Here is a 24,661-nt window from a genome sequence, read left to right as displayed (position 1 = left end):
CCCGGAGGCTGTGATGGCTCGACTCGCCCAGACGCCCGGCCTGACCGATGTGCAACAGTCGATCCTGGAGACCGTTCGGGACTTCGCCGACAAGGAGATCATTCCGCACGCCCAGCGGCTGGAGCACGCCGACGAGTACCCCACCGACATCCTCGACGGCATGCGTGAGATGGGCCTGTTCGGCCTCACCATCGACGAGGAGTTCGGCGGCCTGGGCGAGTCGCTGCTGACCTACGCGCTGGTGGTGGAGCAACTGTCCCGGGGCTGGATGTCGATCTCCGGCATCGTCAACACCCACTTCATCGTGGCGTACCTGATCTCCCAGCACGGCTCGGCCGAGCAGAAGGCCCGCCTCCTGCCGAAGATGGCCACCGGCGAGGTGCGCGGAGCGTTCTCCATGTCCGAGCCGGAGACCGGCTCCGACGTGTCGGCGATCAAGTCCCGGGCTGTCCGCGACGGCGACAACTACGTGCTCAACGGCCAGAAGATGTGGCTGACCAACGGGGCGTACTCCTCGGTGGTGGCCACCCTGGTCAAGACCGACACCGGCGCCGAGTCGGTCTACGGCAACATGAGCACCTTCCTGCTGGAGAAGGAGCCGGGCTTCGGCGAGACCGCCCCCGGCCTCACCATCCCCGGCAAGATCGAAAAGATGGGCTACAAGGGCGTCGAGACCACCGAGATGGTCCTCGACGGGGTGACAGTGCCCGACTCCGCGATCCTGGGTGGCGCCGACAAGGTGGGCCGAGGCTTCTACCAGATGATGGACGGCATCGAGGTGGGCCGGGTCAACGTGGCCGCCCGCGCCTGCGGCATCTCCATCCGCGCCTTCGAGCTGGCGGTCAGCTACGCCCAGCAACGCAAGACGTTCGGCCAGCCGCTCGCCAAGCACCAGGCGATCGCCTTCAAGCTCGCCGAGATGGGTACGAAGATCGAGGCCGCGCACGCCCTCATGGTCAACGCCGCACGCCTCAAGGACGCCGGCCAGCGCAACGACGTCGAGGCCGGAATGGCCAAGCTGCTCGCCTCCGAATACTGCGCCGAGGTCGTCCAGGAGGCGTTCCGCATCCACGGCGGCTACGGCTACTCCAAGGAGTACGAGATCGAGCGGCTGATGCGGGAGGCCCCGTTCCTGCTCATCGGCGAGGGCACCTCGGAGATCCAGAAGACCATCATCTCCCGGGGCCTGCTCAAGGAGTACAAGCTCTGACCCGCGCCTGCTGATTCGGTGGCCCGTGGCCCGTGGCCCGTGGCCCGGTCGGTCTGTCCGCGTCGTCGGTCGACAGCGTGATGACTGTGAGGCATCAATATGACTCAGAGGCATCACGCTCTCCGGCGAGGTCGTCCGCGCCGACGGGCGCGTCGTCCCTGGTGCTCGCCGGCTCTCCTGCCAGGTCTTGCGGTCGGAACCGGTACTCCTCGATTGCGGCGATCAGCCGATCCTCCGGCACCGCCGTGTCCCTGCCGCCGACCACCGGGGCGGGTTGCAGCGACCGCCAGACCGCGGGCCGCAGTCGCACACCGTCGAGCCGACCATCGCGCCGGTGCGGGCTGACCCGGTCGATGTTCGTCCAGTCGAGGACGTGCCGGCCGTGCCGGATCGCGCTGGGGGTCAACGCGAGCTGACCCGTGAACCGCACCTGCGCGTACGCCGTCCGAGCCAGCCACGCCGCGACACCGACGGCGACCACCGGGCGGGCGATGTCGACCCAGAGGCCTTGTTCGGGCAGGGTGGCCAGCAGAGCCGCGCCGATCACGGTCAGGGTGACCCACTCTGCCGCCAGATCGACCCAGCCGGCGAGCGACCGGCGTGCCACCAGGCCGGGTTCGACAGTGTCCAGGCCGGTGACCCGCTCCCGCCAGTGCAGCTGCCCGTCCCGCCGTGGCCACCACCGTCCGGTCAACCAGCGAACGCCGATGCTCAGCCACACGGCCACGCTCACCGCGGATGAGCCGACCGGAGGCACCTGGAGCAGACCGCCAGTGATCAACACCGCCGCTGTCGCCGCGACCGTCAGCGCAAGGAACCGGCGCGGCCACAGCCCGTCGTCCAGCGAGGGCACGCGGCTCAGCCGCAAGAAGGGCACAACCAGACGATAGGGCCCCGGCCGGGTTGTCAAGCGAGGCGGGTGAGGCCGGCGGCGGCGCGTTCGACGATGAGACAGCGGTCTTCGACGTAGTCCATGCCAGCCTCCTCGGCGATCCGCCGCGCCTCGGCCGAGACGATGCCCAGTTGCAGCCAGACCGCAGGGGCACCAATGGCCGCCGCGTCCCGGACCACCTGCACGGCGTCGGCCGCCGGCCGGAACACGTCCACCAGGTCGACCGGGTGCGGGATGTCAGCCAGCGACTTGTACGCCCGCTCCCCGAACAGTTCGTCGACAGTCGGGTTGACCGGGATGATGCGCCAGCCGTGCTGCTGCATCTGCAACGGCACGCCGTGCGCGGCCTTCAACGGGTCGCGGGACGCACCCACGATGGCGATCACGGCGGAGTCGGCGAGGATCTGCGAAGCGGTACGCACCCGCCGACTGTAGCTCTGAGCCGACTAGAGCAGAGTCAACTGCTCCGCAGCCGGCGGTGGCGGCGGCTCGGGCAGGCTGCGGTTGTCGCCCCGCTCGCCGCGGTGCAGCCCGTGCCGGCGTGCCGCGATCCGCACCCGGGCGGTCAACTCCCGCTGGTACGCCTGCGGGGCGTACGCACCGGCCCGGTAGAGCTCGCGATAGCGGGGCACGAGGTGCGGGTGCTCCCGGGCGAGCCAGTGCGCGTACCACTCCCGGGCGCCGGGACGCAGGTGCAGGGGCAGGGCGGTCACGCTGGTCGCGCCGGCTGCGGCGATCGCCGACACGGTGGTGTCGATCGACTCGTCGCTGTCGCTCATGCCAGGCAGGATCGGGGCCATCAGCACCCCGACGGAGAAGCCGGCGTCGGCGAGCGCCCGGACCGCGTCCAGCCGGCGGCGAGGATGTGGCGTGCCCGGCTCGACGGAACGCCAGAGCTGCTCGTCGACGAACCCCACGGAGAAGGAGATGCCCACTGTGGTGACCTCAGCGGCCTGACGCAGCAGGGGCAGGTCGCGAAGGATCAGCGTGCCCTTGGTGAGGATCGAGAACGGGTTGGCGAAGTCCCGCAGGGCCGCGATGATCTGCGGCATCAGCCGGTAGCGGCCCTCGGCCCGCTGGTAGCAGTCGACGTTGGTGCCCATCGCCACGTGCGCGCCCCGCCACTTCGGCGCGGCCAACTCGCGCCGGACCAGCTCACCGGCGTTGACCTTGACGATCACCTTCCGGTCGAAGTCCGCACCGGCATCGAGATCGAGATAAGTGTGAGTATTTCTCGCGAAGCAGTAAACACAAGCATGAGAACAGCCACGGTACGGGTTGATGGTCCACTCGAACGGAACGCGGGACTGCCCGGGCACGCGGTTGAGGATGGACTTGGCCTGCACCTCGTAGAAGGTCATCCCGGCGAACTCGGGGGTGTCGAAGGTGCGGGCAATGGCGCCGGGCAGCGCCAGCGGCAGGGGTGGCGTCGCTGGCGCTGCCCGCTCGGGGTCTCCCTGGACCGGGGGAGCGGTGAGGTTGTCCCAGCGCATGGCCACTATTCGAACACGCGTACGAGTGGAGTGCAAGTGACCCGCCGTACACCGGTGGTCGTTCGGGTGGTCGGAGAGGGGAGGATGGACAGCATGGAGACGTCGACCTTCGTCTACGACGGGGACTGCGCGTTCTGCACGCAGTGCGCCGAGTTCATTGCGCGCCGGATCCCCACTGGTGCGCGGGTGGTGCCCTGGCAGTTCACCGACCTGGACGCGCTCGGTCTGACAGTGGCCGAGTGCGAGGAGGCCGTGCAGTGGGTCGGGGCGGACGGCGCACGGGCCGCCGGTCCGGATGCCATCGCGAAGCTGCTCGCCGACAGTGGCCCGGTCTGGCGGATCGCCGGGGCGGGCCTGCGGTTCCCGCCGGTGCGCGCCGGGGCCTGGCCGGTGTACCGCTGGGTGGCGCGTAACCGGCACCGCCTGCCGGGCGGCACGGCGGCCTGCGCACTGCCGCAGGAAGCCCGTGAACGGCTCTACGGCCCGGCGGGGCGCCCGACGACCGGGGCCTGATCGCCGAGCGGCGCTGGGTCCGAGCTGGCGCCGACGGGATCCTGGTCCGGCAGTGTGTCGACGTCCGTCGAGGTCGATGCGGGGCTGCCACGGCCGATGAGTCGGCGGGCCCAGACCAGCGGGCGGACCCGCTCCAGCGGCAGGAAGCTGGTCATCGCGGCCAGGTGTGGCGCGAACGAGATCGTGATGGTCGCGATGGTGACCACGTGGAACGAGTAGAAGAAGCCGACCATGGCGTGTCGCCAGCGGGGTGGCAGGAAGAAGACCACCGGGCTGAGCAGCTCGAACGCCACGATGCCGAACTGGGCGACGATCAGCAGGTACGGCACCTGGGCGATCAGGTCCGCCAGGTCCGTGCCGCGCCGGATGATCGCGCGGGCGAGGACCGAGCCGGTCAGCCAGTCCAGCCCGCCGAAGCGCAGCTTGGCAAAGGCGGCCAGGAAGTACGTGCAGATCACCGCGATCTGGGTGACGCGGAGGGCCCAGCCGCCAGCCTCGGTGCGGGTGGTGTCGCCGTGTCGGGCCCGGCCGGCGGTGGGCAGCACGGCCAGCGCGATGAGCAGCCCGAACCGGTCGTGGTCGACCTTCCCGTAGCTCATCGCGATGATCATCCACTCCAGGTACAGCGCGCAGACCGCCCAGCCGAGCAGGCGGGGTGCCCGGCCGGTCGCGGCGAGGAGTGCGAGCGCCAGCAACGACCAGAAGATCACCGTCACCAACGTCTCGGTTGGCGTCGGCAGGGGGAGCAGGCGTCCGATCAGGAGCGGCCGGTAGAGGTCGCCGGGCACGCTGACGCGGGTGCGCACCCAGGGGGTGAAGATCACCAGGTCGGCGGCGACGAAGAGGTAGATCACGGTCCGGAAGGCGGCCACCCGGCCCCGGGGCACGGCCTCGGTCAACCAGCGGGTCATCGGGTTGCCTGCCAGCGGACGACGGTCTGGTCGGTGTGCTGCCCGGTCGGTCGACCGGCGCGGATGCCGTGCCAGCGGATGACGATGCGGACCTCGACCAGCGCTGGGGCGTCGGGGTGTCGTTCGGCGTACGCGTCGGCGACCTCGGTGAGCAGCGTCGGGTCGGCGGCGTAGCGGGCCTGCTGACCCTCGATCTCGGCGCGACGGATGCCGGTCGCGTCCTGGTTGAGGTCGATAACGGCTCCGGAGCTGTTCACCCCCTCGACGCGGGTGTCCGGTGCGGGTGCGTTCGGCGGATTCGAGGTGGAGTACATCCGGAACGGGCCGAACGGGAAGTCGTCGTCGCTGCCCCAGAAGGTGCCGACGATCAGCAGGGCGAGGCCGAGTGCGGTCGCGCCGAGCCGGGTCACGCGCCCGCGGGTGGTCAGGGTCTCCATCGGGTCGTGACGATACGGGATGTACCGGCTGCCTCGGGTCCCACCGACGGTCACTCTGGCCTGCCCAGGAAGGTGATCATGTGCGCGCCTCCGGGTACGACGAAGGCCGGGCCCGAACCGGGCCCGGCCTCGCGTGTCGCCGTGGGCGACTCAGTGGTTGTGCTCGGCCAGCTGCTTACGGACGTCGTCCATGTCCAGAGCCTCGACCTGCTCGATCAGGTTCTCGAGTGCGGACTCGGGAAGGGCGCCCGGCTGGGCGAAGACGATGACGCCGTCGCGGATCGCCATGATCGTCGGGATCGACCGGATGTCGAACTTGGCGCCCAGCTCCTGCTGGGCCTCCGTGTCGACCTTGCCGAACACGATGTTCTGGTGCTTTTCCGAGGAGCGCTCGTAGACCGGGGCGAACCGCTTGCACGGACCACACCAGTCGGCCCAGAAGTCGACCAGGACGATGCCGTCGTTGCCGGTCACCTCGTCGAAGTTCGCCGAGGTCAGCTCAACGGTTGCCATTGCACTCTCCGATCACCGCGGTTTGTCTACGTCCCGTAGAACCAGGGCTGACCGTATCGAATTCCCGGGCGGTCGGGCACGAAACGTCCTCCGTGCTGGCGGGGGGCCCGAGGGTCATCGACCCACGTCTGTCTTTCCCGGCCTGCGGAACGCAAATGCATGACGCACTTGCGTGACCAGCGGTGATGGGAGCGTTTCCAGGGAGATCCACCCGATTGAGCAGTACGAATCGGTAACTTGAGCCTTGACAAGCAGGTATCCGGCCTGCGGAGATCGCTGATCAACCTCCAGATCGTCACCGAGAGTAGTGTTACAAAAAGATAAATGTGACGCCGATCTCTGTCGAACCTACGCTGTCGTAGGGCACACTTCTCGGCATCAGAGCGTGGGCGGCGGGTGCCGGGGAGGGCCCCGCCGCTCATTGCGTCTCCCCCCGTTTTGAGTGACCGGTGTGACTTTTCCGCCGACGTCGCGCCCCGCCGGTCGCCTTAACCTTCGGTAAGGCATGCTGTGCCGAACTCCATCGCCACCCGTCGAAGGGGACCAGCATGCAGTTCGGCCGCTACTACGAGGAGTTCGAGGTCGGCGCGGTCTACCGGCACTGGCCGGGCAAGACCGTCACCGAGTACGACGATCACCTCTTCTGCCTGCTCACCATGAACCACCATCCGCTGCACATGGACGCGCACTACGCCGAGACGGCCAGCCAGTTCAAGCGCAACGTGGTGGTCGGCAACTACATCTACTCCCTGCTGCTCGGCATGTCGGTGCCCGACGTCAGCGGGAAGGCGATCGCCAACCTGGAGGTCGAGTCGCTGCGGCACGTCGCGCCGACCTTCCACGGCGACACGATCTACGGCGACACGACGGTGCTGGACAAGCGTGAGTCGGGTTCCAAGCCCGACCGCGGCGTGGTGTCGGTGGAGACCCGCGGCTACAACCAGGACGGCACGATGGTCTGCGTCTTCCGGCGCAAGGTCATGGTCCCCAAACGGGAGTACGCGGCCAGCGCCGTGCCCGAGGGAGTGGATCCGGAGCGGCCCAGCTTCCCCGAGCCTCGCTGAGCGTCGCCGCGAGTCGGTCGCAGCCAGCCTCCGGGCTCCTTCCCCCACAGCGGGTTCTGCCGGGGAAGGGGCCCTGTTCCCATTACGGGGCATATGCTGGCGATGGAGGTTTCGATGAGCCACTCCGTCGCCGGAGAGCCGCCCTCTGCCGGCCGCCGAGCCGCACCCTTGACCACAGCTGTCTATTCCGCCGCCGAGTGGGACCTGCTCACCGGTCTGCCCGGCCGGGTTCTCGTGGCCGCGGTGGCCCCGGGGCCGGGCCGCACGGAACGCGGTGTCCTGGCGGGACTGGCCGGCCTGGATGCCGTTGCCGCGGGCCGGGCCTCCGACAGCGATCTGGTCCGCGCGGTGGTCGCCGCGATCTACGCCCGTCACGACGGCGCCCCGCAGCCCGTCGAGCGGCTCACCGATCTGGTGGACCTGCTCGCGGCCTGCCGGGCGGCGAGCCGGGTGCTGGGGCGGCGCGCCGACCCCGCCGACTCGGCCGCGTACCGCCAGTGGGTGCAGTCGGTCGCGGCCCGCGTCTGCGGCGCGGTGCCCAGCCCCGGCGAACGCCGGGCGGAGCACCCGATCAGCCCGGCGGACCGGCGCTTCCTGGACCGGCTCGGCGCCGCGCTCGGACTGGGCTGACCGGCAGGTCGTCGCGCCGAGCGCAGACGTGGTCCGTACCCTCTGATGACCGTGACTGACGACCAGCTTGAGGTGGGTGTGGGCCCCTGGCCGGGAACCCCACCGGACGACCCCCGTTACGACCCGCAGTTGCTGGCGGAGGGGGACCGGCGCAACGTCGTCGACCGCTACCGCTACTGGCGCCACGAGGCGATCGTCGCCGACCTGGACGGGCACCGGCACGGCTTCCACGTCGCGATCGAGAACTGGCAGCACGACTTCAACATCGGCACGGTGGTCCGCAACGCCAACGCGTTCAACGCCGCCGAGGTGCACATCGTCGGACGGCGACGGTGGAACCGGCGCGGCGCGATGGTGACCGATCGCTACCAGCACGTGCGCCATCACGAGACGATCGAGGAGTTCGTGGCCTGGGCGGGCGAGCGCCGGCTGCCGGTGTTCGGCATCGACAACCTGCCGGGCTCGCGCCCGTTGGAGACCGGCACCCTGCCCCGGGACTGCGTGCTGCTGTTCGGCCAGGAGGGCCCGGGGCTCTCCGCGCCGGCCCGCGCCGCGTGCGACCAGCTCTACTCCATCGCCCAGTACGGCTCGACCAGGTCGATCAACGCGGGCGTAGCCAGCGGTATCGCGATGCACGCCTGGATTCGTGCCCACGCCGGCCCGCCGCCGGACTGACCCGCGCCCGGGTGCCGAATCGGACGTTCCCGCTTGACGAGCCGGCGGTACCGGAGAACGGTGGGGATGTGAGTGTCGCGGTGAGTTGTCCGAGATGCGGGGGCCCGGTAAGGGCGCCGGATCTGATGCACACCGACTCGAGGTGTCTGCGCTGCGGCCCGGTGCCGCCCCTGCACGTGCCCGAGCACATCGGAGCGGAGATCGTGGCGAGCGTGGTGGAACGGATCACCGCGACCGCGGCTCCGCCGGGAACGCCGCTGTGGTGCCCGTGGCCGCTGCCGCCCGGCTGGACCCTCACCGGGGTGGCGTACGCCGGGGACGACCGGACGGGGGTGCGGGCGACGGCGGTCGCCTGCGCGGGCCCGGCGCCCCTCGGCGGTGGTCCGGCCGACCTGGTCTTCGTGGCCGAGGAGCCGGGTGTCGGCCTGGGCACACGACTCGCCGGACTGGCCGGGCCGGACCCGGGACCGGAACTGGTGGACGCGTTGACCGACCCGGGGCCGGGTCACCCCGACCACGTTGGGCAGGCCAGGATCAGGGTCGCCGGGCATCCGACTCCACTGTGGTTGGTGAATTCTCCAACGGATCGAAGCGCGTACGCCGGCGAAGCTCGGGGAATGTGGCTCCATGCGATAGCCTGGCCGGCGAGTGCGGGTCACCTGCTCGCGGAAGACGTCGTCCTACACGACCTGACCGAGTGGACTCCCCCCGAGCTCGTGTATGGCGCACCGTCCCCGCACTTACCTGGGAGAGCCTGACAAGTCTCCCGGTTTGACGGAGAACGGACGCAGATATTCACTGTACGACGCCACACTGATACTCTGGGTGCCGCTGCGGTAATGGGACCCGGCGCCGCGCGAGAGGATGGCCCGCCATGGTCAAGAAGGTCCTCACCTGGGCCGGAATCGCATTCTTGATCTTCTTCGTCGCCTACCGGCCAAACTCTGCGGCGGATGTGTTCAAGTCACTCGGCGGCGGCGTCATGGACATCGCCCAAGGGTTCGGCGACTTCTTCACCAGTCTCGTCGCCTAGCAGCCGATGGGCAGCCCCTCCGGTCCACCCTTCGACCCGGACGACCCCGACCGGGAACGCCGCGAGCGTGACACCGAGCCGATCCCGAGGATCGGGCCCGATGACGGCCCGGGATACGGGGCCGGTCCCGGCCTGTCCGACGGTCCGTCCCTTTCGGACGACGTCGGCTATGGCGACGGGCCCGGCTATGCCGGCCAGGGCCGCTCCGGTCGAGGGTGGATCCGTGATCCGGAGGCGAGCTACCAGCCGCCGCAGATCTCCGAGGACGAGCTGGCCGGGTTGCGCGCCGACGCGACCGGTTCGACTCCCCGGCGGGTGCTGCCACTGGAAGACGAGCCCAGTTCGCTGGTTGCCCGCTACCTCTTCCCCACCGAGCGCTACCGGGGTGAGTGGAAGCGGCACTGGATCCACCTCACCAACCCGCTGCTGATCGGCGTCGCGGCGACCTTCGTGCTCGGCTACCTCTCCGGCTTCCTCGCCGGGCAGGACGTCGGTGCGCTGACCACCATCGCCGTGCTGCTCTGGTTCGCGGTGATGGGCTGGGTGGCGTGGAAGGTCGCCGACTGGTGGTATGACCGTTTCATCCTGACCAACAAGCGGGTCATGGTGGTCAACGGCATCGTCACCCGCAAGGTGGCCATGATGCCGCTGGTCCGGGTCACCGACATGAAGTACGAGCAGACCCCCACCGGCCGAGCGCTCAACTACGGCACCTTCGTGCTGGAGTCCGCCGGCCAGGAGCAGGCGCTCCGCGAGATCAAGAACCTGCCCAACCCGAACGAGCTCTACCTGCGCGTCGTCGAGGAGATGTACGAGCCGCAGGCAGTCGAGGCGCGGCTCGGCAAGGAAGCCGACGAGGCCAAGGCCGACGACGGGGCGTGAAGGTTTTCGACCGAACATCGGAGTAAGTGCGCACCTTTCGTCATGGACCGGAACGCCTCTGACGTGGCACTCTGCCAGGACGACTGGGGTGTGGAGGTGGGCGGTGGCGAGCAAGGACTCGTTGGAGGAGCAGTTCCGCGAGTTCGTCGCGGCCCGCTCCGCCGCGCTCCTACGCACCGCTTATCTGCTCACCGGAGACTGGGCCACTGCCGAGGACCTGCTCCAGACGGCACTGACCAAGACCTACCTCGCGTGGAAGCGGCTCGGTGGGATCGAGGCGGTCGAGCCGTACGCCCGCCGTGTGATGGTCAACACGTCGACGAGCTGGTGGCGGCGCCGCTGGCACGGCGAACGCCCGACCGAGGTGCTGCCCGAACGCGCCGGTGTCGACGAGATCGAGCAGCAGCTCGACCGTGACCTGCTGTGGCGGCACCTCAGGGAGTTGCCCAACCGGCAGCGGGCGGTGCTGGTGCTGCGCTACTACGAGGACATGTCGGAGGCGCAGACCGCCGCGATGCTGGACATCTCACCGGGCACGGTGAAGAGCCAGGCGTCGCGAGCCCTGGCCACGCTGCGCCGACGGTTGGGAGCCGACGCAGCGGAGCTCGCCGCCGCTGCCGGCATCGCCGGCCGGCAAGCATCACCGGCTGCCGACGGTCGTCCGGCCGCTGCCGGCGCCCCCCGACGTGGCGTCCCGGCCGGGCAGCACCCGACCACCGGTGCCGCCGCGACGCGCCGACCCCGGCAGGCGGAAGGCCGAGCCGTTCCCCGCCCTGCCGCGCCCCGACCGGTCGCTCCGCGTCCGATCGGCCCGCCGGTCGTGCTGCCCACCGCCCCGGCGGCCGTGCCCGTCGGCACGGGCTCCGGGGAGCAGCAGTGAGCGGATTCCCGGGCCGGTCCGACAACCTGACGGACGGCCCGCGGCGTTCTAACCAGGTGCGGCCTGACGAGTTGGAAGGTGCGGTGCGGGAGACCCTCTCGCACCAGGTCGCCCTTGCCCGCCCCCTCGCAGCCGACCCGGCGGGTCAGGCGATCCGCCGCGCGAACCGGATCCGTCGCCGGCGTACCGCAACAGGCCTCGCCCTCGCGGCGGCCGTCACCGTGCTGCTGAGCGCCGGGATGGCCCAGCTCGGTGCCGAGACCAGGCGGGACGGCGCGCCCATCGTGGTGATCGGTGATCCGGACCCGTCCAGCCGGCCGATCCCGACGGTCAGCGCCCCGGGCCCCGGCCCCTCGCCGGGAACGTCCGCGTCCCTGCTGGTGAGCGAGACGCTGGTCAGCGCCGATGGGAAGCGGCTGGTGCTACCCGACGTCGGGCCGGCCGAACACGCCCAGCTCCTGCCCGGCGGTACCGGTTGGTTGGTGGTCGGCACGGCGAGCACCGCCGGCCGATCCCTCTGGGTGGTGCAGAACGACGGCCTGGTGCAGGTCCTGCTGGCCGGGGCAGGCCCCATCGTCCTGGCACCGGACAGCCGCCAGGTCGCCTGGCGTGACGGCAGCGACCTGCTGGTGGCGGGGGTGGTGGGCACCCAGCTCATCGGCGCGGTACGCACGCCCGCGCCCGCGGACGCCCAGCCCGTCCGGTTCGTCGGTGACAACGTGCTGGTCCGACTCGACCCCGCCAGCGCCGGCCACACCCTCTGGCGGCCCGGCGCCGGGCCGCTGCCCGCGACCGTCGACCGACAGACCCTCCACGTCTACGGCGCGCTGCCCGACGGGCGGCTGGTCGGCCAGATCGCCGCAACCGACCCGGGCGGGACCTGCCTGGCCGTGCTCGACCCGACGCGTCACCTGACCCCGGTGGACTCCGGCTGCGGGCCGGACCTCAGCGAGGACGGCGTCGGCGGAGTCTCCGCCGACGGACGGTGGCTGCTGGTGAACGGACGGGTGGGCAAGGCCGACCGTGCCCTCCTGGTCGACCTGCGGCAACTCGGGCCGGTCACGACCGCCGTTCCGGCCGGACCGCCGATGACCGGCACGATCGTCTGGAACAACGACTCCCACGCCTCCTACCTCGACGAGGCCGGTGCACTGGTCCGGGTCGACCCCGCCCGGGTACGGGCAGGAGAGTCCGCCAACCCCGAGCCGGTGCCCGGCCTGCCCGCCGGGGAGCGGCCGGTCCTGGTGAGCAGCTTCTGACGCCGTCGGGATGACCTTCGCGAGGCGGGCTCGGCTATCCCTGGGTAGCGTCGTGCGGTGACCTCGCGTACCGGCGCCGCCCCGCGGATCGACCTGCACACCCACTCGACGGCCAGCGACGGCACGCTGACCCCGGCGGAGTTGGTCCGCGCGGCCGCCCAGGCCGGGCTGGACGTGCTGGCGATCACCGACCACGACACCACCGCCGGCTGGGTGCCGGCCGTCGGCGCGCTGCCGCCGGGACTACGCCTGGTCCGGGGGGCGGAGTTGTCCTGCCGCTGGTCCGGCACCGAGCCGGCGGTGCCGCTGCACCTGCTGGCGTACCTGTTCGACCCGGACCACCCGAAACTGGTCGCCGAGCTGGCCCGGGTGCGGGCCGCCCGGGAAGATCGCGGAGAACGGATCGTCGCGCTGTTGCGCGCCGACGGCATCGACGTGAGCTGGCCGGACATCCTGGCCGGAGCGGGCGGCGGCACGGTGGGCCGGCCGCACATCGCCCAGGCACTGATCCGGGTCGGCCTGGTCGGCAGCACCCGGGAGGCGTTCGGCCCGGACTGGCTGGGCGAGCGGTACCGGTTGCCCAAGGACGACATCGACGTGTTCCGGGCGATCCGGCTGGTGCGCTCGGCCGGCGGTGTGCCGGTCTTCGCCCATCCCCGGGCCACCCGACGCGGCCGGGTGGTGCCCGACGAGTTGATCGCCGAGCTGGCCGCCGCCGGGTTGGCCGGGCTCGAGGCCGACCACGAGGACCACAGCCCGGCCGAGCGTGCGCACGTGCGGGCGCTCGCCGCCGACCTGGGCCTCTTCGTCACAGGCTCCTCGGATTTCCACGGCACGCACAAGACCGTCCAGCTCGGCGAGTTCAGCACCAGCGTCGAGGCGTACGAGCGGATCGTCGCCGAAGGCGTGACCGAGGTCGCTTCCGGCTGATCCCCATTTTGGGGTATCTCGGCGCGGCTAGGTTGATCACGTGGATCTGAAGCTGTTTGGCGAGGTTTTCGTGACCCTGCTGGTGATCACCGACCCGCCGGGCATGATGCCGATTTTCCTGGCGTTGACCGGCCCGCTGCCCGCCCGCGACCGTAACCGGGCGGCCTGGCAGGCCGTCACGCTGGCGTTGGGCGTGATCGTGGTCTTCGCGGTGGCGGGGCAGACCCTGCTGGACTACCTGCACGTGGACCTGCCGGCGTTGCAGGCGGCCGGTGGGCTGCTGCTCGTACTCGTCGCCCTGGAGTTGCTGACCGGCAAGACCGACGGCCCGAGCTCGGAAGCCACCTCCAACATCGCCCTGGTGCCGCTGGGCACCCCGCTGCTGGCCGGCCCCGGCGCCATCGTGGCCACCATGCTCTTCGTCCAGCAGGCCGACGGGTTGGCCGACTTCACCGCGATCGCCGTGGCGATCCTCGCCGTGATGCTCGCGGTCTGGATCGTCCTCCGCTTCTCCGGCGGCATCGTGAAGATCCTGCGTCCCGGCGGGATCGAGGTGCTGACCAGGATCGCCGGTCTGCTGCTGGCCGCGATCGCCGTGCAGCTCATCGCCGACGCGGTGTTCGCCTTCGTCACGCAGTACGTCAACATGACCTGACCGGCACACCAGCGGTGTCGGGGGTGGGTGGCAGGATCGCAGGCGTGCGACGATCCTCCTCAGCGGGACGGCCGGCGGCCGGTGGCCGGGCTCCCCAACAACGCGCCGGCGGTGCCGAGCAGCTCGGCTTCGAGGGCATGCCGGAGCGCCTGTTCGTCTGCACACCGAGCAAACTCGGCGCTTTCGCGGACTGCCCACGCCGCTACCGCTACTCCTACGTCGACCGGCCGACGCCACCCAAGGGCGCGCCGTGGGCGCACAACTCGCTCGGCGCCAGCGTGCACACCGCCCTGAAGAACTGGTATGCGTTGCCCGCCGACCGGCGTCGCCCCGAGGCGTTGGCCACCCTGCTCAAGGGCACCTGGGTCCGCGAGGGCTACCGCGACGACGAGCAGGAGCGGGCCGCCTACCGGCGGGCGTTGGGCTGGTTGGAGGCGTACGTCGAGACGCTGGAGGCCGACTCCGACCCGCTCGGCGTGGAGCGGGTGGTGGCGGTCAAGACCGCCGTGCTGGCGTTCAACGGTCGCGCCGACCGGATCGACTCCCGGCCCGGGCCAGAGGGGCCGGAGCTGGTCATCGTCGACTACAAGACCGGTCGCAGCGGGCTGGACACCGACGACGCGCGCGGTTCGCAGGCGTTGGCGCTCTACGCGTACGCGGCCGAGCGGGTGTTCCGGCGGCCGTGCCGTCGGGTGGAGCTGCACCACCTGCCGACCGGCACGGTCGCCGGCCACGACCACACCGTCGAGTCGCTGGCCCGGCAGTTGACCCGCGCGGAGGAGACGGCCCGCGACATCATGACCGCCGAACGGGCGGTCGCGGACGGCGCCGACGCGGACGAGGCGTTCCCGGTGGCACCCGGCCCGCGCTGCGGCTGGTGTGACTTCCGGCGGCACTGCCCGACCGGCGCGCAGGTGCCCGGCAAGGAACCATGGGCGGCCGTGGACCGGCACACCGACAGCTGAATCCCGGCGGCGGACGCCGGGTCAGCCGGCCAACGTGGTGGCAGCGTGACGCGCGGCCCGCTCCTTGGCGGCCAGAATCAACGGCCCCTCCAGATAGCGACGGGGCACGGCAGCGAACGCGAGCCGCAGGGCGCGCACGGACAGGTCCGCCGACAGGGCGGTGGTGGGCAGGCCCAGCCCGCCGTACATCCGACGAGCCCACCCCGGCAGCAGTCCGAACGCGGTGCCGGCGATGCCCAGGTACGCCCACCGCGGCGGGCCGAGGTTGAGCCCCAACCGGGCCGGCAGGCTGAGCTTCCACGGAAACGGCGGGGCGGTCAGGAAGATCGCCGTCTCGGCGGCCTCCCGGGTCATCCGCAGCTCCGGCCGTACGGCGCGGTAGTACTCCGCGACCTCGGCCGCAGTGCCCGGGACGGTGGCCGGGTCCAAGCCGACCAGAGCGGCGGACCGGCGCTGCTCGGTGTAATAGCCGTCCACCTCCTCGTCGGTGAGCGGCAGCCCGGCCCGCCGGGCCGTGCTGAGGAACGACTCGACCTCGGTGACGTGCACCCAGCGCAGCAGGTCCGGCTCGTCGATCCGGAACTCCTCGCCGGTGAGCGGATCGGTGGCCCGCAGCCGGTCGTGCAGCCGGCGCAGCCGGGCCCCGGCCGTCTCCGCCTCGGCGGTGGTCCCGTAGACGGTGGTCTCGACGTAGGTGGCGGTGCGGGCCAGGCGGCCCCAGGCGTCGGCGCGGTAGTTGCTGTTCTGCGCCACCCCGGCCATCGCCCGGGGATGCAACGCCTGGAGGTAGAGCGAGCGCAGGCCCGCGACGATCAGGATCGGCTCCTCGTGCACCTTCCACGTGACCGAACCCGGACCGAAGAGGCCGAGGTCATCGGAGTCCACCGTCCAAGAGTGCCACGGTCACCCCGACCTCGTCGGGCACGTCCCGTCGGTGCCGGCGGGTCAGACGCCGGCGGGTCGGACGTCGGCGGGTCGGACGTCGGCGGGTCGGACGTCGGCGGAGCGACGAGCCCGGCAGCCCGGGCAGAGACCCCAGAAGGTCACCTCCGCCTCGTCCACCTCGAACCCGTGCGACACGCTCGGCTCCAGACACGGCGCGCTGCCCACCGCGCAGTCGATGTCGGCGATCTCGCCGCAGCCCCGGCAGACCACGTGGTGGTGGTTGTCGCCGACGCGCGCCTCGTAACGCGCGGGACTGCCGGCCGGCTCGATCCGGCGGGACAACCCGGCCCGGGACAGGGCACCCAGCACGTCGTAGACCGCCTGGGTGGACACCGAGTCGAGGCGTTCACGGACCCGCCGGGTGATCTCGTCGACCTCCAGGTGACCGCCACCGTCGAGCACGTCGAGCACCGCGAGGCGTGGCCGCGTGACACGCAGGCCCTTCGATCGCAGCAGCTCCTCGGCACCGGACATTGGCCAATGACAGCACGCGCGACCAGCATCGACAACCGTCGCCGGGCCCGGGTGGCCACCGACACAGCGCGGCAAGATCGTGCTCACGACCCGGGATGGTGAACCCGATGGTCGCGTCGCACGTGTCTCCGGTCGAGAGCCTCGGGACGATCGGCGGACCGTACGCTGACCAACCCCTGACCGTGATCCACCTGGAGGATTTGATGTTCGAGGAGATCCTGGGTCTACCGGCACACGTCCTGGTGGTCCACGCGGTCGTCGTGTTCGTGCCGCTGCTGGCGGTGCTGGCCATCGCGTACGTCGGTCTGCCACGGTGGCGGCACCGCCTGGACTGGGCCCTGGGTCTCCTTGCCGTGGTCGCACCGGTGACCGCCTTCGTGGCCGTCAAGTCGGGAGAGGTGTTCACCGACGCGCTGGTCGCCCGGGGTTTCCAGGGGCAGATCCTCGATCAGATCTTCGAGCACTCCCGCTACGGCGACATCCTGTTCCGCATCGTCGTGCCGCTGGGAATCGGGGCCATCCTGCTGCTGGTCGTCACCAGCGGGCACCCCCGGGTGCCGCAGCTGCCGGCGGTGGTCACCCCGGTGCTGGCGGTGGCGGTCGTGGCGCTGTCCATCGCCGCCCTGGTCTACGTCTACCTGACCGGGCACAGCGGCGCCGAGGCCGTCTGGGGCACCACTCTCTGACCTGCTCTGCCCGCCGCTCTAGAAGATGACCCGCGAGCAGAGCAGGCAGAACAGGACCACCAGCACCACAGCGGCCGCCGCGCCGAACCCGTAGGTGATCCGCTGCGAGCGCTGCTCGGCCGCGTCCAGGTCGGCCATGTCCTGCGGTGGCAGCCGCCGCGGCGGTGCCGGCTGAAGGTGTACGGGTGGACGCCAACCACTCGGCGGCGGCACGCTCGGCGGCGGCCCGGCGTACCCGCTCTGGGGTGGGCCGGTGGGCACGCTCGGGGGTGGGCCGGTGGGGCCGCTCTGCGGTGGGTTGGTGGGGCCGCTCGGCGGTGTGGCGGGGGGATGGTTCGGCACCGCGTCGGCACCGGTGCCGGGCCGTCGCCAGTAGTCGTCCGGGGTGCTGCCACCGCTGGGGGTCGTCACGCCGTCCGACGCTACCAACGTGGGGAGCGGGCGGGTCGTTTCTCACCGGCGTGCCACCGTCGGCGACAGTGCCCAGGAGCAGAGGGTCAACGACGTGGGGGAGGCACCGGGTTGCGCTAGTCTTGCCGCTCGTGAGCACCGAGGACCCCGGCAAGCAGGGCGTACGCGACGACGACGACCGCACCGTCGACCTGAGCGAAGACTTCGTGGTGCTGCCCGAGCAGACCTCCGATGACACCGACCGTGGCTGGGGCGAGCGGTCGGGTGGCAACGACGACTGGCTGCTCGCCGAACGCCCTCCGCACTGGGAGTGACCCCGCTGGCGCGGTGAGCGCTCAACCGCGTACGACGATGGCGAATCGAGTGCCCTCGGGGAGCCCGACGGCGCGTTTCGCCTGGTCGGGGCGTAGCGCCAGGTAAAGCGCCGAGGACCCGTCGGTCGGGTCGGCGCCCAGCACGTCAAGCACCAGCACCGCGGGCGCGAGCAACGTCGCCTCGGTGCCCGCCCCATCCGGTGTCGCGGCGAGCAGGTCGACCCGGGTCCCCGGGCGGGCCACCGCCAGCGCGGCCGGCTCGGCCAACCGGACCGGCACCCCGACAGCGCCACTGGGCAGCGGCAGCGGGCTGGTCCTCCCGCTCCCGGTGGTCGTGCCGTCCCGGCCAGTGCTGCCGTCTCCGGCGGTGCCGCTTCCGGTGGTCGAGCTGTCTCCGGCGGCTGCTCCGGTTGGCGGTTGCCCGGCCGTGTCGCTGTCGCCGCTGGACCCTGCCCCACCGGGGTCGGTCGGCCCGCCCTCGTCGGACCGCCCGGCCGTGCCGTCGGCCCCCGTCGGCGCACGGGATGGCTCGGCCGTCGGCGGGCAACTGGTCGGGGTGTGCAGAATGGCAGCGGCCAGGCCGAGCAGTACGGCGACCAGACCGGCCCGGAGCAGGGTGCGCCCGCCGGGCAGGGTGAGCCGGCGCAGCGGACGCAATGCCCGCGCGGAATCTGGATCGCCCATCGTTGCTGCCGCCTCCCGTCCGAGGACGTCGCAGCGACACCCTCGGCGGCAGGTTAGGCCGTTCCAACCGCAGTTGGTCGGCCCTCAGCCGGCGCTGTGGATAACCGGCCGGCCTGTGGACAACGCCCACCGGCCGGCCCGATTTGCTATGGCAGCGGCCTTGATCGACTCGACTTCAAGGAAGTCGGGGTGTCAGGGCAGCCGGGACAGGCCGGTTTCCGGAAACCCGAGTGGATCACGGGTCAGGCCGCCGGCTCAGGCCGCCGGCTCAGGCCGCCGGCTCAGGCCGCCGGCTCAGGCCGCCGGCTCAGGCCGACGGGTCAAGCCGCCGGACTCAGGCCGACGGGGTCAGGACGCGGAGCTGGCCGCCGGGGACTTGCCGCCGCTCGACCCACCCGACGACGAGCCGCCAGAGGACCCACCAGAGGACCCACCGGACGACGAACCCGAACCCGAAGACGACCCGGAACCCGAGGACGACCCCGAACCGGAAGACGACCCCGACGAGGAGGAACCGGACGACCCCGAGCCCTCGCCGGAGGACGACTCGGACTTGCCGGGCTTGGTGGCCGTGCCGCCGGCCGTCGTCTCGGAGCCGGACGCCCGCGAGTCGGTGCGGTAGAAGCCCGAGCCCTTGAAGACGATGCCGACCGAGTTGAAGACCTTGCGCAGCCGCCCCTGACACGCCGGGCACTCGGTCAGCGGCTCGTCAGAGAAGGACTGCACCGCCTCGAGCTGCTCACCGCACGTGGTGCAGGCGTACTGGTACGTGGGCACGTTCTCCTCCGGATCTGGGCTCAGCCAGTTGGCACTCGACGTATTCGAGTGCCAATGGTGCGTCATCCGGCCCGGGTTCGTCCAGCGGACGTGTGGGGCGCGACACCATGCGCCGCACCCGGGCCGCCGTCAAGCGTACGCACTCCGTCGGCGGGTGTGACGACCGCGCGGACAAGCCGGTCGTGTGCCTCGGCCGGCAGCGCCTCGACCAGTTCCCCGTCGTGCAGAGGCACCAAGGTCAGCGTCGACTCGGGCACCCGGGCGAGCGCGCGGTCGTACGAGCCGCCGCCGCGTCCGAGTCGCCGGCCGTGGTGGTCGACGGCGAGAGCCGGTACGACCACCAGCTCCGCGTCCGCCACGGCGGTCACCCCGAGGCGGGCGCCGGTCGGCTCCCGCATACCCCGACCGGCGGCGACCAGGTCCTCGGGTCCGGTATATGCCGCCCAGTCCAGATCGAGGTCGTCGAGGAGCACGGGCAGCAGGAGTTGGGCGTCGGTGGGCAACGCCGCCCGCAGTGCGTCCGGCAGGTCTGTGCCGCCCGGTTCGGAGCCGACCGGCACGTACGCCGTCATCGTGCGCGGGCGCAGTCTGCGTACCAGGGCGACCAGCTCGGCCTGCACGCGCCCGGCGGCGGCGGCCCGGGCGGGGCCGGGCAGCGAGCGGCGGCGGGCGAGCAGGTCGGCGCGGGCTTCCCGCTTCGCGGTACGGGTCACTTCCGCTTCATAAGAAAATTCCGGCACGCAACACTCCTGACGCAACGCCTCTCCCACGGTTGCACTGTGTCAGCATCGCAAGCAACGGAGGCGGAACTTCCGGGGGGACCGAGTGACGCTACGCGGGCGGTTGACAGCAGCCTTCCTCGTGGTGGTGCTCGGGCCGGTCCTGCTCGGCGCGCTGTTCGTCGCCTCCACGCTCGCGGCCGTCGACCGCAGCCGCTCCACCGAGCGCCTGGCGGTGGCGGCGTCCACAGTGCGTACCTCGGTCGACGCCCTCTGCCAGCAGCTGCGGGCCACCGCCGACGCGGTGGCGCTCACCGCCGAGCCGGCCGTCGGCGCCGCCCAACTGGTCGGTCGAGGTCTGGCCGCCGCGGTGCTGATCACCGACCTGACCGGCGAGGTCAGCTACGTCTCGCCGGACGCGCCGCCGACCCCGTGGCGGGACTGCTCCGGCGCGACCACCGGTTCGGCCAGCCCCGTCCGGGCGCTGGCCGCCCACGTCGACCTGCGCGACCGCGCCGGCACGCTGCGGGGCACTGTGACCGCCGCGCAACTGGTCGACCCGGCCTTCGTGGCCCGGCTGGCGGCGGTGACCGGGGTGGCGGTCACCCTGCTCGACAGCGGAGCGAGCGCCGCGCGGGTCACCCACACCACAGAGTCCCGGGAGGTACGCGACGCGGTGCTGGCCGCCGCCAGCACCGTCGAGGGCGAGCGGGTCACCGAAACCACCGAGGGCCGGTACGTGCGGAGGATCGGGCCGTCCGACGCGCAGCCGCTGCCACTGGTGCTCTCCGTGCCCAGTGAACGGCCGCCGGGGCTGCACGCCACGCTGGTGGGGGTGGTCGTGCTGGCCGGGCTGCTCGCCGTGCTGACCGCCTGGCGGCTGGCCCGGGTGACCACCCGGCCGCTGGTGGAGCTGGCCGGTGCGGTGGACCGGGTGGCCCAGGGTGACCTGACCGCCCGCGTGCCGGTCCGCAGCCGCGACGAGCTGGGTCGACTGGCCGCCGCGTTCAACCGGATGACCCGGGAGACCGGCTCCTACGTCGCGGCGTTGACCAGCAACCGCGACCAGCTCCGCGGGCACCTCGCCGTGCTGGGCGACACCCTGGCCAGCACGCACGACCTGCAACGCATCCTGCGGGTGATCCTGCACAGCGCCATCGGCGCGACCGGGGCGCGCGCCGGCGCGGTGCTGCTGGTGGAGGCGGGCGGGGTTCTTGTCGCACAGTGCACCGAAGGGCTGGACGGGCGGTGGCCGGAGGGCGACACGGACGGGTCGTCGACGCTTCGGGTGCCGGTGGGGGTCGGTGTGGTCGGCGCGGTCGCCGCCACCGGGGAACCACAGCGGGGCAGGATGGAGCCGACCGAGGTTCCGTCGGGTGAGCCGCGCTGCCGCACGTACGTCGCGGTGCCGTTCGCGGCCCCGGGTGGAGGCGCCGCAGCCACCCTCGGCGGGTCCGGCGACGAGGCCGGCGCGGCGGCGGCACTCGGCGTGCTGGCCCTGTACGACCGGCTGGGCGCCGACGAGTTCGACGACGACGACCTGGTCACCCTGCGCACCTTCGCCGGTCACGCGGCCGTGGCGGTGGACAACGTGCGGGTGCACGAGGAGGCGCAGCGGCTCTCGCTCACCGACCCGCTCACCGGGCTGTGGAACTACCGCTACCTGCGCGAGTCGATCCGGCGGGAGGTGGAACGGGCCAGCCGGTTCGGGCGGATGCTCAGCATCCTCGCGATGGACCTCGACCGCTTCAAGGACGTCAACGACACGTACGGGCACGCTGCGGGGGACACCGTGCTGGCCGAGTTCGCCCGGCGGGTGCGCGGCGAGATCCGCGAGGTCGACCTGGCCTTCCGGCAGGGCGGTGAGGAGTTTGTGCTGCTGCTGCCGGAGACCGACGCGCGGGGCGCGGCGATCGTGGCCGAGCGACTCGGCGCGGCGGTTCGCGAGACGCCGATCGCCGTCGAGGCGTACGCCGGGCCGGTCCTGGTGACCGTGTCGGTGGGCATCGCCGTCTACCCGGACAACGGCAGCACCGGGCGGGAGGTGCTGGAGGCCGCCGACGACGCGCTCTACGCGGCCAAGGCGGCCGGCCGCGACACGTACCGGGTCGCCGAGGTGCGCCCGGACGTGCCGACGCGGGAGATACCGGTGCTCGCCTGCGCGGTCAGTCCACCCGACGGGCTGCCGCGCGCCGGTCAACCCGCACAGGTCATCCGGGAGCCGGGCGGGCCCGCCCGGTCGGAGCCGGCTGTGGGCGTACCGGAATCATCTGCGGCGCACGCGCGGCCGGAACCGGCCGGTGATGGCCCGGACAGCGCGACCGGCGGGGCGCGGGCCGGCCCGGACGCCGCCCGACCGGGGCCGGGTGGCGGCGCGTCTTCTGGGCCACACCCGCCGCGACAGAGCCGTGGCCGATAGTCTCGCGGCATGTCGGAGCACTCAGCGAACCCCTCATCGACGGTCGCCGCAACTGGCCGTCCCCTGGCGGTCAAGGCCGTCATCCCGGCCGCCGGACTGGCCACCCGGTTCCTGCCAGCCACCAAGGCGGTGCCCAAGGAGCTGCTGCCGGTGGTGGATCGGCCGGTTCTGCAGTACATCGTCGAGGAGGCCACCCAGGCCGGCATCGGTGACGTGTTGCTGATCACCGGTCGGGGTAAGACGTCGATGGTGGACCACTTCGACCGTCGCCCAGACCTGGAGACCAGGCTGGAGGAGAAGGGTGACACCGAGCGGCTGGCCGCGGTGCGTCGCCCCAGTGAGCTGGCCGAGATCTACACCGTCCGGCAGCCCGAGCAGCTCGGGCTCGGCCACGCCGTCGGGTACGCCGAGTCGCACGTCGGCGACCAGCCCTTCGCGGTGCTGCTCGGCGACGAGTTCGTCAAGCCGTCGGAGCCGCTGCTGCCGGCGATGCTGGAGCTTCAGGCCCGCACGGGCGGTGTGGTGCTCGCCTTCTTCGAGGTCGACCCGGCCGAGACCAAGCGGTACGGCATCGCCTCCGTCGAACCCGCCGAGTCGGAGCTGACCGACATCGGTGAGGTCGTCAAGGTGACCGGGATGGTGGAGAAGCCGCAGCCGGAGGACGCGCCCAGCAACCTCGCGGTGCTCGGCCGCTACGTGTTGCCGGGCAAGATCTTCGACGCGATCCGGCGGACCAAGCCGGGCAGCGGCGGCGAGATCCAGCTGACCGACGCGATGGAGTTGCTGCGCACCGAGGGCACCCCGGTGCACGCGATCGTCTACCGGGGCACGCGCTACGACACCGGCATGCCGCTGGGCTACCTGCAGACGGTGGTGCAGATCGCCGCCGAGCGCGAGGACCTGGGCAGCGAGTTCCGCTCGTGGCTGGCCGACTTCGTCAAGGCCGACGCGGCGGGCGGATCTGGTACATGACCGCGACGGCCGACGCCGAGGCGGCCGCGAACGAGTTGACGCCGCTCGCCGACTACCTGGGCAGCGTGCTGCGCAGGTTACGCGCGCTGCCGCCACTCGACCTCGAACTCACCCAGGCGCACGGCAACGTCCTCGCCGAGGACGTCGTCGCGCCGCACGCCTTCCCGGCCTTCGATCAGGCTGCCGTGGACGGCTACGCGGCCCGCTGGGAGGACATTTCCGGAGGGGGTCGGGGCCCGAGCTACGTCCCGGCCCCCTCCGGCACGCCCGGCGGCCGGACCATCCGGCTCAACGTGGTGGGCGATCTGGGTGCCGCGAGCTGGCGGCCGGTCCGGCTCACCCCGGGTTCGTGCTTCTCGGTGGCCGCCGGAGCGCCGCTGCCGGTCGCTGCGGACGTGGTGGTTCCGGTGGAGTGGACCGACCAGGGCATGGCCGCTGTGGAGATCTTCCGCACCCCCAAACGGGGGTACGGGGTACGCCGAGCTGGTGAGGAACTACCCGTCGGCACTCTGCTCGCCCGCGCCGGCACGTACGTCTCGCCGGCCCTGGTCGCTGTCTTCGCCGCCACCGGCATCGGGCACGTGGTGGTCCGGCCCAGCCCACGGGTGGTCATCGTGGCCACCGGCGACGAACTGGTAGACGTGGGTCGGGGCAGTCAGCCCGGGCAGGTGGTGGACGCGAACTCGCACGCGTTGACCGCCGCCGCGGCCGAGGTGGGCGCACTGGCGTACCGGGTGGGGATCTGCGACGACGACCCGGAGGGGCTGCGCGGGCTGCTGGAGGACCAGACCCTGCGCGCCGACCTGATCATCACCACCGGGGGCACCGGCACCGGCCCCGGAGACATGGTGCGCCGGATCCTGTCCCGCCGCGAGGGCGGCCGGGCCGGGCCGGTCACGTTCACCGACGTGGCGCTCTATCCCGGCACCGCGCTCGGGTTCGGCACCGTCGGCGCCGAGGAGGTGCCGGTGGTCTGCCTGCCCGGCGACCCGGGCGCCGCGCTGATCGGTTTCGAGGTGCTGGCCCGCCCCGCCATCCAACTGCTCGCCGGCGCCGAGCCGGTGTTCCGACCCAGCGTGCGGGCGCACCTGCTGGAGACTGTGTCGTCGCCGACGGGGCTGCGCGAGTTCCGGCCGGCGCACGTCGCCGAGCGACGCGGCGGTGGATACACGGTCCAGCCTCTCAGCGGTGGGCCGTTCACGCTCTCCGGGCTGGCCGAGGCGAATGGCCTGCTGGTGCTCGGCGAGCGGGTCACCACGGCCGCCGCCGGTTCCACGGTGGACGTCCTGCTGTTGGACCGCCGCCGGTGACGGTGACC

30 protein-coding genes are annotated in these 24,661 nt (G+C 71.9%); 18 read left to right on the top strand and 12 right to left on the bottom strand.

What is annotated here, in order from left to right:
- Window positions 1–13: 13 nt before the first annotated feature.
- Window positions 14–1,210 (top strand): acyl-CoA dehydrogenase family protein, encoded by a 1,197-nt coding sequence (locus tag KBX34_RS17430; RefSeq protein WP_099850308.1) that lies wholly within the window; start codon window positions 14–16, stop codon window positions 1,208–1,210.
- Window positions 1,211–1,304: 94 nt separating this feature from the next.
- Here the strand turns inward: KBX34_RS17430 and KBX34_RS17425 are convergent, their stop codons facing one another.
- The 3 genes from KBX34_RS17425 to KBX34_RS17415 are packed head-to-tail and all read right to left on the bottom strand — an operon-like array spanning window position 1,305 to window position 3,595.
- Window positions 1,305–2,087: a hypothetical protein gene (locus tag KBX34_RS17425; protein WP_210795073.1), complete on the bottom strand. Its 783-nt coding sequence runs from the start codon at window positions 2,085–2,087 to the stop codon at window positions 1,305–1,307.
- Between the two features lie 29 nt (window positions 2,088–2,116).
- Entirely contained in the window at window positions 2,117–2,524 is a 408-nt protein-coding gene (locus tag KBX34_RS17420) for a CoA-binding protein (RefSeq protein ID WP_210925846.1), read from the bottom strand.
- Window positions 2,525–2,548: 24 nt separating this feature from the next.
- Window positions 2,549–3,595, bottom strand: coding sequence for an Rv2578c family radical SAM protein (locus tag KBX34_RS17415; RefSeq protein WP_210925844.1), 1,047 nt, complete (start codon window positions 3,593–3,595; stop codon window positions 2,549–2,551).
- A gap of 93 nt (window positions 3,596–3,688) precedes the next feature.
- Here KBX34_RS17415 and KBX34_RS17410 point away from each other — a divergent pair, with 93 nt between their 5' ends.
- Window positions 3,689–4,108, top strand: a complete 420-nt coding sequence (locus tag KBX34_RS17410) for a thiol-disulfide oxidoreductase DCC family protein (RefSeq protein WP_099850313.1) — start codon at window positions 3,689–3,691, stop codon at window positions 4,106–4,108.
- Here the strand turns inward: KBX34_RS17410 and KBX34_RS17405 are convergent.
- The 3 genes from KBX34_RS17405 to trxA form a co-directional block, all read right to left on the bottom strand.
- Window positions 4,072–5,019: an HTTM domain-containing protein gene (locus KBX34_RS17405; protein WP_210925843.1), complete on the bottom strand. Its 948-nt coding sequence runs from the start codon at window positions 5,017–5,019 to the stop codon at window positions 4,072–4,074. The two genes, KBX34_RS17410 and KBX34_RS17405, sit on opposite strands and share 37 nt — an antisense overlap.
- Complete coding sequence (locus KBX34_RS17400) at window positions 5,016–5,456, bottom strand: hypothetical protein (protein ID WP_099856984.1); 441 nt, start codon at window positions 5,454–5,456, stop codon at window positions 5,016–5,018. The genes KBX34_RS17405 and KBX34_RS17400 overlap by 4 nt, the downstream gene beginning before the upstream one ends.
- Before the next feature lie 150 nt (window positions 5,457–5,606).
- Window positions 5,607–5,969, bottom strand: coding sequence for a thioredoxin (trxA, locus tag KBX34_RS17395; protein ID WP_030329190.1), 363 nt, complete (start codon window positions 5,967–5,969; stop codon window positions 5,607–5,609).
- Window positions 5,970–6,517: 548 nt separating this feature from the next.
- On the opposite strand from trxA, the gene KBX34_RS17390 reads away from it, so the two are divergent.
- The 11 genes from KBX34_RS17390 (at window position 6,518) to KBX34_RS17345 (ending at window position 14,942) form a co-directional block, all read left to right on the top strand.
- Complete coding sequence (locus KBX34_RS17390) at window positions 6,518–7,033, top strand: MaoC family dehydratase (protein ID WP_210925841.1); 516 nt, start codon at window positions 6,518–6,520, stop codon at window positions 7,031–7,033.
- Window positions 7,034–7,126: 93 nt separating this feature from the next.
- Entirely contained in the window at window positions 7,127–7,663 is a 537-nt protein-coding gene (locus tag KBX34_RS17385) for a hypothetical protein (RefSeq protein WP_172862152.1), read from the top strand.
- Window positions 7,664–7,714: 51 nt separating this feature from the next.
- A complete protein-coding gene (locus KBX34_RS17380) occupies window positions 7,715–8,338 on the top strand; it encodes an RNA methyltransferase (RefSeq protein ID WP_141912352.1) in 624 nt (207 codons plus the stop codon).
- Between the two features lie 11 nt (window positions 8,339–8,349).
- A complete protein-coding gene (locus tag KBX34_RS33650; protein WP_330464265.1) occupies window positions 8,350–9,096 on the top strand; it encodes a DUF6758 family protein in 747 nt (248 codons plus the stop codon).
- A 116-nt stretch (window positions 9,097–9,212) separates the two neighbouring features.
- On the top strand, window positions 9,213–9,371 hold the full coding sequence (locus KBX34_RS17375) for a hypothetical protein (protein WP_172862153.1): 159 nt from the start codon (window positions 9,213–9,215) through the stop codon (window positions 9,369–9,371).
- 6 nt (window positions 9,372–9,377) lie between these two features.
- Window positions 9,378–10,253 carry a PH domain-containing protein gene (locus KBX34_RS17370; protein ID WP_088951386.1) on the top strand — a complete coding sequence of 292 codons (876 nt, stop codon included), beginning with the start codon at window positions 9,378–9,380 and terminating at the stop codon, window positions 10,251–10,253.
- Between the two features lie 103 nt (window positions 10,254–10,356).
- The gene (locus tag KBX34_RS17365; RefSeq protein WP_210795067.1) at window positions 10,357–11,133 is read left to right on the top strand and encodes a SigE family RNA polymerase sigma factor; all 777 of its coding nucleotides are present in this window, start codon (window positions 10,357–10,359) and stop codon (window positions 11,131–11,133) included.
- 83 nt (window positions 11,134–11,216) lie between these two features.
- Window positions 11,217–12,392: a hypothetical protein gene (locus tag KBX34_RS17360; protein WP_210795065.1), complete on the top strand. Its 1,176-nt coding sequence runs from the start codon at window positions 11,217–11,219 to the stop codon at window positions 12,390–12,392.
- 57 nt (window positions 12,393–12,449) lie between these two features.
- Window positions 12,450–13,322 carry a PHP domain-containing protein gene (locus KBX34_RS17355; RefSeq protein WP_210925838.1) on the top strand — a complete coding sequence of 291 codons (873 nt, stop codon included), beginning with the start codon at window positions 12,450–12,452 and terminating at the stop codon, window positions 13,320–13,322.
- 40 nt (window positions 13,323–13,362) lie between these two features.
- Entirely contained in the window at window positions 13,363–13,977 is a 615-nt protein-coding gene (locus tag KBX34_RS17350) for a MarC family protein (RefSeq protein ID WP_088951390.1), read from the top strand.
- Window positions 13,978–14,021: 44 nt separating this feature from the next.
- On the top strand, window positions 14,022–14,942 hold the full coding sequence (locus tag KBX34_RS17345) for a PD-(D/E)XK nuclease family protein (protein WP_210925837.1): 921 nt from the start codon (window positions 14,022–14,024) through the stop codon (window positions 14,940–14,942).
- Window positions 14,943–14,963: 21 nt separating this feature from the next.
- Here the strand turns inward: KBX34_RS17345 and KBX34_RS17340 are convergent, their stop codons facing one another.
- Window positions 14,964–15,827, bottom strand: a complete 864-nt coding sequence (locus KBX34_RS17340; protein ID WP_210925835.1) for an oxygenase MpaB family protein — start codon at window positions 15,825–15,827, stop codon at window positions 14,964–14,966.
- A 60-nt stretch (window positions 15,828–15,887) separates the two neighbouring features.
- Window positions 15,888–16,361 carry a Fur family transcriptional regulator gene (locus KBX34_RS17335; RefSeq protein WP_210925833.1) on the bottom strand — a complete coding sequence of 158 codons (474 nt, stop codon included), beginning with the start codon at window positions 16,359–16,361 and terminating at the stop codon, window positions 15,888–15,890.
- A gap of 203 nt (window positions 16,362–16,564) precedes the next feature.
- On the opposite strand from KBX34_RS17335, the gene KBX34_RS17330 reads away from it, so the two are divergent.
- Window positions 16,565–17,047: a DUF2231 domain-containing protein gene (locus KBX34_RS17330; protein ID WP_210925831.1), complete on the top strand. Its 483-nt coding sequence runs from the start codon at window positions 16,565–16,567 to the stop codon at window positions 17,045–17,047.
- Between the two features lie 18 nt (window positions 17,048–17,065).
- Here the strand turns inward: KBX34_RS17330 and KBX34_RS17325 are convergent, their stop codons facing one another.
- Window positions 17,066–17,458, bottom strand: coding sequence for a hypothetical protein (locus KBX34_RS17325; protein ID WP_210925829.1), 393 nt, complete (start codon window positions 17,456–17,458; stop codon window positions 17,066–17,068).
- A gap of 131 nt (window positions 17,459–17,589) precedes the next feature.
- Between KBX34_RS17325 and KBX34_RS17320 the strand changes: the two genes are divergently transcribed.
- Window positions 17,590–17,772, top strand: a complete 183-nt coding sequence (locus tag KBX34_RS17320) for a hypothetical protein (protein WP_088952184.1) — start codon at window positions 17,590–17,592, stop codon at window positions 17,770–17,772.
- A 21-nt stretch (window positions 17,773–17,793) separates the two neighbouring features.
- On the opposite strand, the gene KBX34_RS33645 is transcribed toward KBX34_RS17320, so the two are convergent.
- The 3 genes from KBX34_RS33645 to KBX34_RS17300 form a co-directional block, all read right to left on the bottom strand.
- Complete coding sequence (locus KBX34_RS33645) at window positions 17,794–18,456, bottom strand: flagellar biosynthesis protein FlgA (protein ID WP_247671919.1); 663 nt, start codon at window positions 18,454–18,456, stop codon at window positions 17,794–17,796.
- 348 nt (window positions 18,457–18,804) lie between these two features.
- Window positions 18,805–19,233: an FmdB family zinc ribbon protein gene (locus KBX34_RS17305; protein WP_210795051.1), complete on the bottom strand. Its 429-nt coding sequence runs from the start codon at window positions 19,231–19,233 to the stop codon at window positions 18,805–18,807.
- A 62-nt stretch (window positions 19,234–19,295) separates the two neighbouring features.
- Window positions 19,296–19,946, bottom strand: a complete 651-nt coding sequence (locus KBX34_RS17300) for a 5-formyltetrahydrofolate cyclo-ligase (protein ID WP_374223693.1) — start codon at window positions 19,944–19,946, stop codon at window positions 19,296–19,298.
- A 112-nt stretch (window positions 19,947–20,058) separates the two neighbouring features.
- Here KBX34_RS17300 and KBX34_RS17295 point away from each other — a divergent pair, with 112 nt between their 5' ends.
- The 3 genes from KBX34_RS17295 to glp are packed head-to-tail and all read left to right on the top strand — an operon-like array spanning window position 20,059 to window position 24,653.
- A complete protein-coding gene (locus KBX34_RS17295) occupies window positions 20,059–22,371 on the top strand; it encodes a diguanylate cyclase (RefSeq protein WP_210925825.1) in 2,313 nt (770 codons plus the stop codon).
- A 9-nt stretch (window positions 22,372–22,380) separates the two neighbouring features.
- On the top strand, window positions 22,381–23,343 hold the full coding sequence (locus KBX34_RS17290; RefSeq protein WP_088951398.1) for a UTP--glucose-1-phosphate uridylyltransferase: 963 nt from the start codon (window positions 22,381–22,383) through the stop codon (window positions 23,341–23,343).
- Complete coding sequence (gene glp / locus KBX34_RS17285) at window positions 23,340–24,653, top strand: gephyrin-like molybdotransferase Glp (RefSeq protein ID WP_210795046.1); 1,314 nt, start codon at window positions 23,340–23,342, stop codon at window positions 24,651–24,653. Before KBX34_RS17290 ends, glp begins: the two co-directional genes overlap by 4 nt.
- Window positions 24,654–24,661 lie beyond the last annotated feature (8 nt).

The sequence above is a fragment of the Micromonospora sp. M61 genome (assembly GCF_018070245.1).
Taxonomy (GTDB): Bacteria; Actinomycetota; Actinomycetes; order Mycobacteriales; family Micromonosporaceae; genus Micromonospora; species Micromonospora zamorensis.
Note: the sequence above shows the minus strand (reverse complement) of the source record. Positions and strands in the feature narration are given on the sequence as shown.

Bases quoted from the DNA above. Each gene is read 5' to 3' on its own strand.
- KBX34_RS33645 (WP_247671919.1), bottom strand. From the start codon at position 18,456: ATGGGCGATCCAGATTCCGCGCGGGCATTGCGTCCGCTGCGCCGGCTC.
- trxA (WP_030329190.1), bottom strand. From the start codon at position 5,969: ATGGCAACCGTTGAGCTGACCTCGGCGAACTTCGACGAGGTGACCGGC.
- KBX34_RS17400 (WP_099856984.1), bottom strand. From the start codon at position 5,456: ATGGAGACCCTGACCACCCGCGGGCGCGTGACCCGGCTCGGCGCGACC.
- KBX34_RS17385 (WP_172862152.1), top strand. From the start codon at position 7,127: ATGCTGGCGATGGAGGTTTCGATGAGCCACTCCGTCGCCGGAGAGCCG.
- KBX34_RS17335 (WP_210925833.1), bottom strand. From the start codon at position 16,361: ATGTCCGGTGCCGAGGAGCTGCTGCGATCGAAGGGCCTGCGTGTCACG.
- KBX34_RS17410 (WP_099850313.1), top strand. From the start codon at position 3,689: ATGGAGACGTCGACCTTCGTCTACGACGGGGACTGCGCGTTCTGCACG.
- KBX34_RS17405 (WP_210925843.1), bottom strand. From the start codon at position 5,019: ATGACCCGCTGGTTGACCGAGGCCGTGCCCCGGGGCCGGGTGGCCGCC.
- KBX34_RS17390 (WP_210925841.1), top strand. From the start codon at position 6,518: ATGCAGTTCGGCCGCTACTACGAGGAGTTCGAGGTCGGCGCGGTCTAC.
- KBX34_RS17430 (WP_099850308.1), top strand. From the start codon at position 14: ATGGCTCGACTCGCCCAGACGCCCGGCCTGACCGATGTGCAACAGTCG.
- KBX34_RS17290 (WP_088951398.1), top strand. From the start codon at position 22,381: ATGTCGGAGCACTCAGCGAACCCCTCATCGACGGTCGCCGCAACTGGC.
- KBX34_RS17370 (WP_088951386.1), top strand. From the start codon at position 9,378: ATGGGCAGCCCCTCCGGTCCACCCTTCGACCCGGACGACCCCGACCGG.
- KBX34_RS17375 (WP_172862153.1), top strand. From the start codon at position 9,213: ATGGTCAAGAAGGTCCTCACCTGGGCCGGAATCGCATTCTTGATCTTC.
- KBX34_RS17415 (WP_210925844.1), bottom strand. From the start codon at position 3,595: ATGCGCTGGGACAACCTCACCGCTCCCCCGGTCCAGGGAGACCCCGAG.
- glp (WP_210795046.1), top strand. From the start codon at position 23,340: ATGACCGCGACGGCCGACGCCGAGGCGGCCGCGAACGAGTTGACGCCG.
- KBX34_RS17330 (WP_210925831.1), top strand. From the start codon at position 16,565: ATGTTCGAGGAGATCCTGGGTCTACCGGCACACGTCCTGGTGGTCCAC.